Raw genomic sequence first — 7,572 nt, 5'->3', positions numbered from 1 at the left:
AGCCGGACTGGATCCGCGTCAAGGCGGCATCGCCTTCGACACGCTTCTACGAGATCAAGGACATCCTCCGCGCCAACAAGCTGGTGACGGTATGCGAAGAAGCGTCCTGCCCGAACATCGGCGAATGCTTCGGCAAGGGTACCGCCACCTTCATGATCATGGGCGATAAATGCACGCGCCGCTGCCCGTTCTGCGATGTCGGCCATGGCCGCCCCGATCCGCTCGACGTCAACGAACCGGAAAACCTGGCGAAAACGATCGCCGCGCTCAAGCTCAATTACGTCGTGATCACTTCGGTCGATCGTGATGACCTGCGCGACGGCGGTGCCGGACACTTCGCCGATTGCATCCGCCGCGTGCGCGAGCTGTCGCCGGCCACCCGCATCGAGATCCTGACGCCCGACTTCCGCGGGCGCATGGACCGCGCACTGGAAATCCTGAAAGCCGCCCCGCCGGACGTGATGAACCACAACCTGGAAACCGTTCCCCGCCTGTACAAGGAAGCGCGGCCCGGATCCGATTACGAATATTCACTCAATCTGCTCAAGCGCTTCAAGGCGCTGCATCCGGAAACCCCGACCAAGTCCGGCATCATGGTCGGCCTCGGCGAAACCGACGAAGAGATCCTTCAGGTGATGCGCGACCTGCGCGCACATGATGTCGATATGCTCACCATCGGGCAGTACCTGATGCCGTCCGGCGATCACCTGCCGGTACGCCGCTATGTGCACCCGGATACCTTCAAGATGTTCGAGGAGGAGGCTTACAAGATGGGCTTCGTGCATGCCGCCGTCGGTGCGATGGTGCGCAGTTCCTATCACGCGGACCAGCAAGCGCACGGCGCCGGCGTGGTATGACGTCGGCTTCCGCAACGGAATACTGTGTTCGAGAAAGCAGCCTGCAATCATTGCATTGAACTGCAAGGAAGCAGCAAGGAAGCAGCAAGGGCCGGGAAAGTAAAAAAGCCCGCATCAGTGGTTTCTGATGCGGGCTTTTGCTTGTCAGGGCTCTATGGAATTCGTACCGTCCCGTGCACGGTAATGCCAGGTTCGACAACGATGGGCGGCGGTGCCGGAACATAGACAGGTGCTTGTCGATAATGGCCGTGGTGAGGGCCTTTGCACTTGCGCTCCTCCTTGTACTCGCCATTCTTTTCCAGCTTGCGTTCGACCTTGCAGTTTCCGTCCCAGTACTCTTCCTTGAATTCGCGGCGGTCGTGCTTGCGGCCTTTTCCATGTCCGCTTTCATCCTTCCATGGGTCGGCCAAAGCGATCGATGGCAAAGCCAGCAACATTATCGGCAGTAACAGTACACGAATGCTTTTCATGACATTTCCATTGATTGAGCTGATCAGAAATTTACATCTCGATGTAGTGAATTGATACGCAGAGCATGAAACGAAAGTAAGAAAATGTTTCATGGTTTGTTGCCGGGCATATCTCATGAAAAACAAAAACCCCCTCTACCAATGGCAGAGAGGGTTGCTTAGTATGTCGATCGGCGCAGCGCTTCGTAAGACTGTCGGCGAAAGTTTCAGGCTGCCAGCGCCTTTTCGATCAGTTGATGCACTTCGGCAAAATTGGGCTCGCCGATATACCGCTTGATGATATTGCCCTTCTTGTCGATGACGAAGGTCGTCGGCGTCAGCGTTACATCGCCGAAGGATTTCGCAATGTCGCCTTTGAAATCCAGCGCGACATTGAATGGCAGCTTGCGCGTTTCGGTGTAATTGAGGACATAGTTAGGCGGATCGTAACTCATTGCCACCGCATAAAAATCCAGGCCCTTATCCTTGTACTTGTTGTAAGTCTCGACCATTTCAGGCATTTCCTTGATGCAAGTGGTGCAGGAAGTTGCCCAGAAATTGACCATTACAACCTTGCCGCGCAGGCTCTCCATGCTGACTTTTTCACCCTTGAGATTGGTGAAAGTGACATCCGGCGCCGGCTTTTTTGCGGCGAACGAGAAATAGGCGGCTATGGCGATCGCCACCACGGCGATGACTGCAAGCACCTTGATCCAAGGGTTCTTGCGGGATGAAGCTGGGGCATCGGTTTGCATGATGTCGGAAGAATAGAAGGATTCGAGAGAAGCCTTGATTATAGTCAGATCGCATCAGGGCCGCAGATAGACGAACCCTTCGCGCGACTGCAGACGCGCCACTTCCACCACGCCCGACGTCACGATTTTGGCCTCCGGCAACAAGCGCGAGACAGGCACGTCATGCGCGGTCAGCGTGTTGCCGCAAACGCGGAATTCGACGCCTTGCGTCGCCAGCGCAGTGACCGCGCCATCAAACGGCTTTCCGTTGCGTTCCGTGGCGCCCGCCAGCAGAAAACGGATTCCGTCACCATTTGCCACAACCACCACTTTTGTATCCGGCTCCGCGCGCAGGTGATTGCGGATGTTGCCCATGGCGCGCGATGCCTGCTCGATGCCATCGGCAAGATGATATACAACCTTCACCGGTTCCGCGGCAAATGCGGGCATGGACACGGCAACATGCAATGCAAGTGCGAGCGACAGGCTGGACAGAAAACGGAATACGGTTTGCATATTGAATCCTTAAGTATCACCAATGAAAGGCAGTATACGTTGCCGCCACCGCCGGCGGGATCGGCGCTTCGAGCACCGCGCAGATGGCGCGCACCAGATCAGCGGAGCCGGCCGGCAACGGTTCGCTGCTCGACGCAGACGCCAGAAGGGCTTTGATCAATGCTGGCTTCGCCAACGGCGCGAGCTGCGCGGCACGATCGAGTGCGATGCGAATGCGATCGAAGGTGACAGCGGTCGCAGCGGTCAGATCGGCTGCGGACAACCCAAGTTCCGGGCAGCGGGCGGCGCCGCGCAGGAAATTGTCTGCCGCCGCGGGCCCCGTGGCGACACCGACATGGGCCGCCAGCGACAGGAGCAGCGCCGCAGCATCGCGGATTTGCGGCAACGCATGATAGCGAACCGGTATGGCCCGTCCTGCATGCGCATCGAGGCGCCGGACGAGCACCGTTTGCAAGACGAACTCCGCGAGCGTGATGCGCCTGTCCGCAGCGATGAATTGATCGACCTCGGCAAGGAACCGGGTACGTGCGCCGGCGGACAATTCCTTGAGCGCAGGCATGGCAAGATCCAGCAGCGGCAATCTCGCACTGCGCGGCAGGCGCCGGACCGCCTTGGCAAGAAAGAGGATGAAATCGATGCGCTGTTCTCCGGTACCGCGCAACATCTCGATATGCGGATCGGATGCACTGCCGCCCGTAGCGGCCTTCGTATCCGGCAATGCCGGCTCGTATGCAATCAGCAGCGCATAGACCACGGCGCAGGCGGCGTCCGGTTCGCGCATTGCACTGTCCAGTTCTTCCGGCAAGCGCACCGGTCCAGCATCGGCAGCGGCAAAGGTGAGCGGTGACGACGCTGCTTGCGGCTGCGCCACGAAGCCGGATGCGACATAGGGTATGTCAGGCAATCTGCCGGTATCACAGGCGTGGGCCTCGGCCATTTCCGGTGCATCCAGCAGAGTGACGTGCCGGCCATAGATGCGGCGAAGGCGTTCCGCGATCGGCGGATGGGTGGCGAAAAGACCACGGACCAGACTTGCCTTCGGAGCACCCAAAAACAGATGTGATAACTGCTCCGCATTCGGATGCCGGATGAGCGAACCCGGCGCAATCGTCCTCGACAGGCCGCCGATCTTGCGCAATGCGCCGCCGATACCGTCGGCACTACGGGTGAATTGCACCGCACTTGCGTCGGCGAGATACTCGCGCTGGCGGGACACCGCGGCCTTGATCAGGCGGCCGAAGAAGATGCCGATATAGCCGACCACGAGAAACGCGTAGCCGGCCGCAAGCAGACCGATTCTTGGAGGCGCCCGTCGCACGGCCGTGCCGACGGCATGCCATCCGTGAAAGCCGGCATCGATCAGATGCTGTCCGAAACCCGCTACCATCTGGATACCGAACAGCACACCGATGAGCCGGATATTCAATCGCATGTCGCCATTGAGGATGTGGCTGAACTCATGCGCCACCACACCCTGAAGTTCCTCGCGTGTCAATCGACGAAGGAGGCCGCGCGTAACAACCACGACGGCTTCATTCTGATTGAAGCCGGCAGCGAAGGCATTGATCGCGTCTTCCTTTTCCAGCAGGTAAACGCTCGGGCAGGCGACCCCTGAAGCAAGCGACATTTCCTGTACCACGTTCAGCAAGCGCCGCTCATGGAAATCCCGCGACCCCGGCGACACCAACCTTCCGCCAGCCATTTTTGCAACGGCATCACCGCCATCGCGCAAGTTATAGGTTTCGACCAGCGTACCGACGGCAATCAGCGCCACCGTAACCAGCGTGTTGGTGGCAAAGAAGCCCCTTGGGAAAAAATCCGCCGCGGGGGAATAACCGCCCTGGAAAACAATCCAGACCAGCGTCATTGCCGCGTTGACGGCGATCACGATGGCGATCACCGCGAGGAGAAAAAGGATGATCAGTGTGCGAGTTTGCCGGCGCGCATGATCCTGCTGTTGAAAGAAGTTCATGGCTTGATACAACCATGGACGGCCCGGTTGCCTGATTTGCATTCCGGGAGGCAGTCGAGACGGGATGAAAAGCTTGCCCAGGTCAAGTGATCAATCCATCCCCACCTTGGTGCTTGCTTTGAAGGCGGGGATGAAAACGGATGCGCGGTGCGCATCAACTCAGAACGCAACCTTGACGGCCTTGCGCTCTTCCGGCGATTCGGTCGCCTGCAGCATTTCCACCGGCCTGAAAGCAAACATGCCGGCGATGATCGATACCGGAAACTGCTCGAGCGAGATGTTGTACTCCATGGCGTTATCGTTATATCCCTGGCGCGCAAACGCAATACGGTTTTCGGTGCTGGTCAGCTCTTCGGTCAACTGCATCATGTTCTCGTTGGCCTTGAGGTCGGGGTACGCTTCGGACAATGCGAACATCCGGCCAAGCGTTGAATTCAGCTCGCCTTCCGCCATTGCCAGCTGTTTCACTGCACTGTTATCCGCCGGATCAACGGCTGCCTTCGTATTCGCGGTGACTGCGTGATTACGCGCGGCGATGACCGCTTCCAGGGTTTCACGTTCATGCTTCATGTAGCCCCGTGCCGTTTCGACCAGATTCGGAATCAGGTCGTAGCGGCGCTTTAATTGAATATCGATCTGCGCAAAGGCGTTCTTGAGCTGATTGCGCAAGCTGACAAGACGGTTGTAGGCGCCGACTGCCCAGAACAGCAGCAGTGAAAAAACTGCAATCAGGATGATGGTTGAGACCATGTCGCCCTCTCGATAAAAAAGCCGCGGGACTGTCTGCCCCGCGGCTTAATATAGCACTCCAGCGCTGCGCGAAAAAAAATTACTGCCTGCTCTGCTGGCTGTCCGATGCGCTGCTCAACTGCCGCAGATCGTCTTCGGAAATATATTCGAATACCTTGACCACTTTCTGCACACCGCTGACGCCGCGCGCGACTTCGCCGGCGAGATGGCCTTCGCGCTGGGTGACACGCCCCATCAGATAAACGACGCCACGCTCGGTGACGACCTTGATCGAATTGGCATACAGATCCCGTGCATCGACGAATGACGCCTTGACCTTGCCGGTGATGAGCGTGTCATTGGAGCGGGATGCAAAACTGGAGTTACCGAGTACTTCCAGTTCGTTGACGATGGATGCCACGTTTTCGATGGCACCCACCTCGCGTTCGACCGCGGCCTTCATTGCCTCGTCCCGCACTTCGCCAGTCAGCAGTACCTTGCGGTTGAAGCTGGCGACATTCACGTGCCCCGCGTTGCCGACCAGATTCGCAACGCGCGTTTCGCCTTTCAGCGTGATCGTCTTGTCTTCCGTTTGCGCACCGAAGGTACGGCGATCGGTTGCAGCGAGCGTTCCGACCACCGCGGTGCCGATCGCCATTTCTACGCAACCCTGCAAGCTTGTCACCAGTACACCGCACAGGATGGCGGTTGCCAAAGGCCTGTTCGCACAAGACCAGGCACGAGGCCAACTAATCATTCGCATCTCCCCCAAATAAAGCGACATCGATACCGTCGCACAAACAATGAATCGTTAGTAAATGCACTTCCTGAATACGTGCGGTGCGGTCGTGCGGAACGCAGATGTGCACATCCGCGTCAGTGAGCCGCTTGCCGATCGCGCCGCCTCCCTTGCCGGTCAATGCGACGATGCGCATATCCCGCTCCAGCGCCGCGTCCACCGCCGCCAGCACATTGGCCGAATTGCCCGACGTGGACAATGCCAGCAGCACGTCGCCGGACTGGCCGAACGCCTGCACCTGCTTGGTGAAGATGTCCTGGTAGCTGTAGTCGTTGCTGATCGCCGTCAGGATCGAGGTATCGGTCGTGAGCGCCAGCGCCGGCAACGGCAGCCGTTCCCGTTCGAAGCGGCCGACCAGTTCGGCGGCGAAATGCTGGCAGTCCGCCGCCGATCCGCCATTCCCGCAGGCAAGTATCTTGTTGCCATTAGACAATGCGGTAAACATTAGTTCCACCGCTTGTTCGATGGGTTGCGCCAGCAACGCTGCCGCCTTGACCTTGAGGTCGGCGCTTTCCTGAAAATGGGCGAGGATTCGTTGATTGTTCATGGTTGGCGATCTGTGTGAATACGGGGCGTCGGTTGATGACGGCAAGCCTGTCGCTGCCGACTTGTTTGTCAATACTGCGAACGTTGCGGTTCGTTCTCACTTCACGCAGCGGCGGCCGGCATGACGATCCGTCATCAGCATCTTATGCATCGATCACGTTCTTCAGCCACGTCAGCCGCGTGCCGTCGATGGCGACAACGTCGATCCGGCATGCCGGCGGCATTGTATACCGTTGCAGGAAGACATGAGCGGCAAGTACCAGGCGGGCCTGCTTGCGCGGCGTGACGCTGGCCGCCGCGCCGCCGTAACGGCCATCGGCGCGTTTCCGGACTTCGACGAACACCAGGACGCCGCGCTCCTGCATGATGAGGTCGATTTCCCCTCCTTTGCAGCGGAAGTTGCGCTCGACGAGTTGAAGGCCGTTTGCGGCAAGATGCGCCAGTGCGGCATCTTCTCCCGCCTGGCCTGATACCTGGCGCTCGGTGCGTTTTCCGGCGAGCGCGGCGAATACTCCCATCAGCGCTCTTCCGGCGCCACGCCGCCGTTACGATAGACCGCATGCTGTCCGATGCGCTCGAAGTGCGGAGCGGATTGCCCGAACCGCACGCTCAGCCTGCCGGTCACGCCGTCGATTTCAAAGTCGGTGCGCTGCAAGGCGATCTCGCGGGCAATCCGATAGGCATCGATCCCGAGTGCATACAGCCGCTCCATGTCGGGGCTGCGTTTCTGATCGGCGGCGACCACCGGGCGCGGGTAGACCATCACCGCAGGATGGTCGGGCTGCAACTGCCAGGGAATATCTACCAGGCGAACACCATCCATTTCCGCTGCAGCTTCATTGCCGGTCATGGGTTGCGTGAAGGGATTCAGTTGCGATGTGCCGTACATCGGGATCTGCGTACCGAGCGCAAGGCGGAGCTGCAGCGCCTGATTGGCGTCGAGTGCGGCAAAGATCAATGCCGGCTTGTC

Annotated in this window: 10 protein-coding genes; 1 reads left to right on the top strand and 9 read right to left on the bottom strand. The window is 59.0% G+C overall.

Annotated elements, in window-relative coordinates; translation table 11 throughout:
- Positions 1 to 857, top strand: an 857-nt coding sequence (gene lipA / locus VGU61_RS13155; RefSeq protein WP_326859589.1) for a lipoyl synthase, incomplete at its 5' end; no start/stop codon positions are given.
- A 152-nt stretch (positions 858 to 1,009) separates the two neighbouring features.
- Here lipA and VGU61_RS13150 read toward each other — a convergent pair.
- The 9 genes from VGU61_RS13150 to VGU61_RS13110 all read right to left on the bottom strand — a co-directional run.
- Complete coding sequence (locus tag VGU61_RS13150) at positions 1,010 to 1,327, bottom strand: hypothetical protein (protein ID WP_326859588.1); 318 nt, start codon at positions 1,325 to 1,327, stop codon at positions 1,010 to 1,012.
- A gap of 206 nt (positions 1,328 to 1,533) precedes the next feature.
- The gene (locus VGU61_RS13145) at positions 1,534 to 2,061 is read right to left on the bottom strand and encodes a TlpA disulfide reductase family protein (protein ID WP_326859587.1); all 528 of its coding nucleotides are present in this window, start codon (positions 2,059 to 2,061) and stop codon (positions 1,534 to 1,536) included.
- A 54-nt stretch (positions 2,062 to 2,115) separates the two neighbouring features.
- The gene (locus tag VGU61_RS13140) at positions 2,116 to 2,556 is read right to left on the bottom strand and encodes a DsrE family protein (protein WP_326859586.1); all 441 of its coding nucleotides are present in this window, start codon (positions 2,554 to 2,556) and stop codon (positions 2,116 to 2,118) included.
- 16 nt (positions 2,557 to 2,572) lie between these two features.
- Positions 2,573 to 4,528, bottom strand: coding sequence for a M48 family metallopeptidase (locus VGU61_RS13135; protein ID WP_326859585.1), 1,956 nt, complete (start codon positions 4,526 to 4,528; stop codon positions 2,573 to 2,575).
- Between the two features lie 159 nt (positions 4,529 to 4,687).
- On the bottom strand, positions 4,688 to 5,278 hold the full coding sequence (locus VGU61_RS13130; protein WP_326859584.1) for a LemA family protein: 591 nt from the start codon (positions 5,276 to 5,278) through the stop codon (positions 4,688 to 4,690).
- A 79-nt stretch (positions 5,279 to 5,357) separates the two neighbouring features.
- Positions 5,358 to 6,014 (bottom strand): BON domain-containing protein, encoded by a 657-nt coding sequence (locus tag VGU61_RS13125; RefSeq protein ID WP_326859583.1) that lies wholly within the window; start codon positions 6,012 to 6,014, stop codon positions 5,358 to 5,360.
- Positions 6,007 to 6,603: a phosphoheptose isomerase gene (locus VGU61_RS13120; protein WP_326859582.1), complete on the bottom strand. Its 597-nt coding sequence runs from the start codon at positions 6,601 to 6,603 to the stop codon at positions 6,007 to 6,009. The genes VGU61_RS13125 and VGU61_RS13120 overlap by 8 nt, the downstream gene beginning before the upstream one ends.
- 142 nt (positions 6,604 to 6,745) lie before the next feature.
- Complete coding sequence (locus tag VGU61_RS13115; RefSeq protein WP_326859581.1) at positions 6,746 to 7,120, bottom strand: YraN family protein; 375 nt, start codon at positions 7,118 to 7,120, stop codon at positions 6,746 to 6,748.
- Positions 7,120 to 7,572: penicillin-binding protein activator (locus VGU61_RS13110; protein ID WP_326859580.1), on the bottom strand; the 453-nt coding region annotated here is incomplete at its 5' end. The genes VGU61_RS13115 and VGU61_RS13110, both read right to left, overlap by 1 nt.

The sequence above is a fragment of the Noviherbaspirillum sp. genome (assembly GCF_035944575.1).
In the GTDB taxonomy this organism is placed as follows: domain Bacteria; phylum Pseudomonadota; class Gammaproteobacteria; order Burkholderiales; family Burkholderiaceae_D; genus Noviherbaspirillum.
Note: the sequence above shows the minus strand (reverse complement) of the source record. Positions and strands in the feature narration are given on the sequence as shown.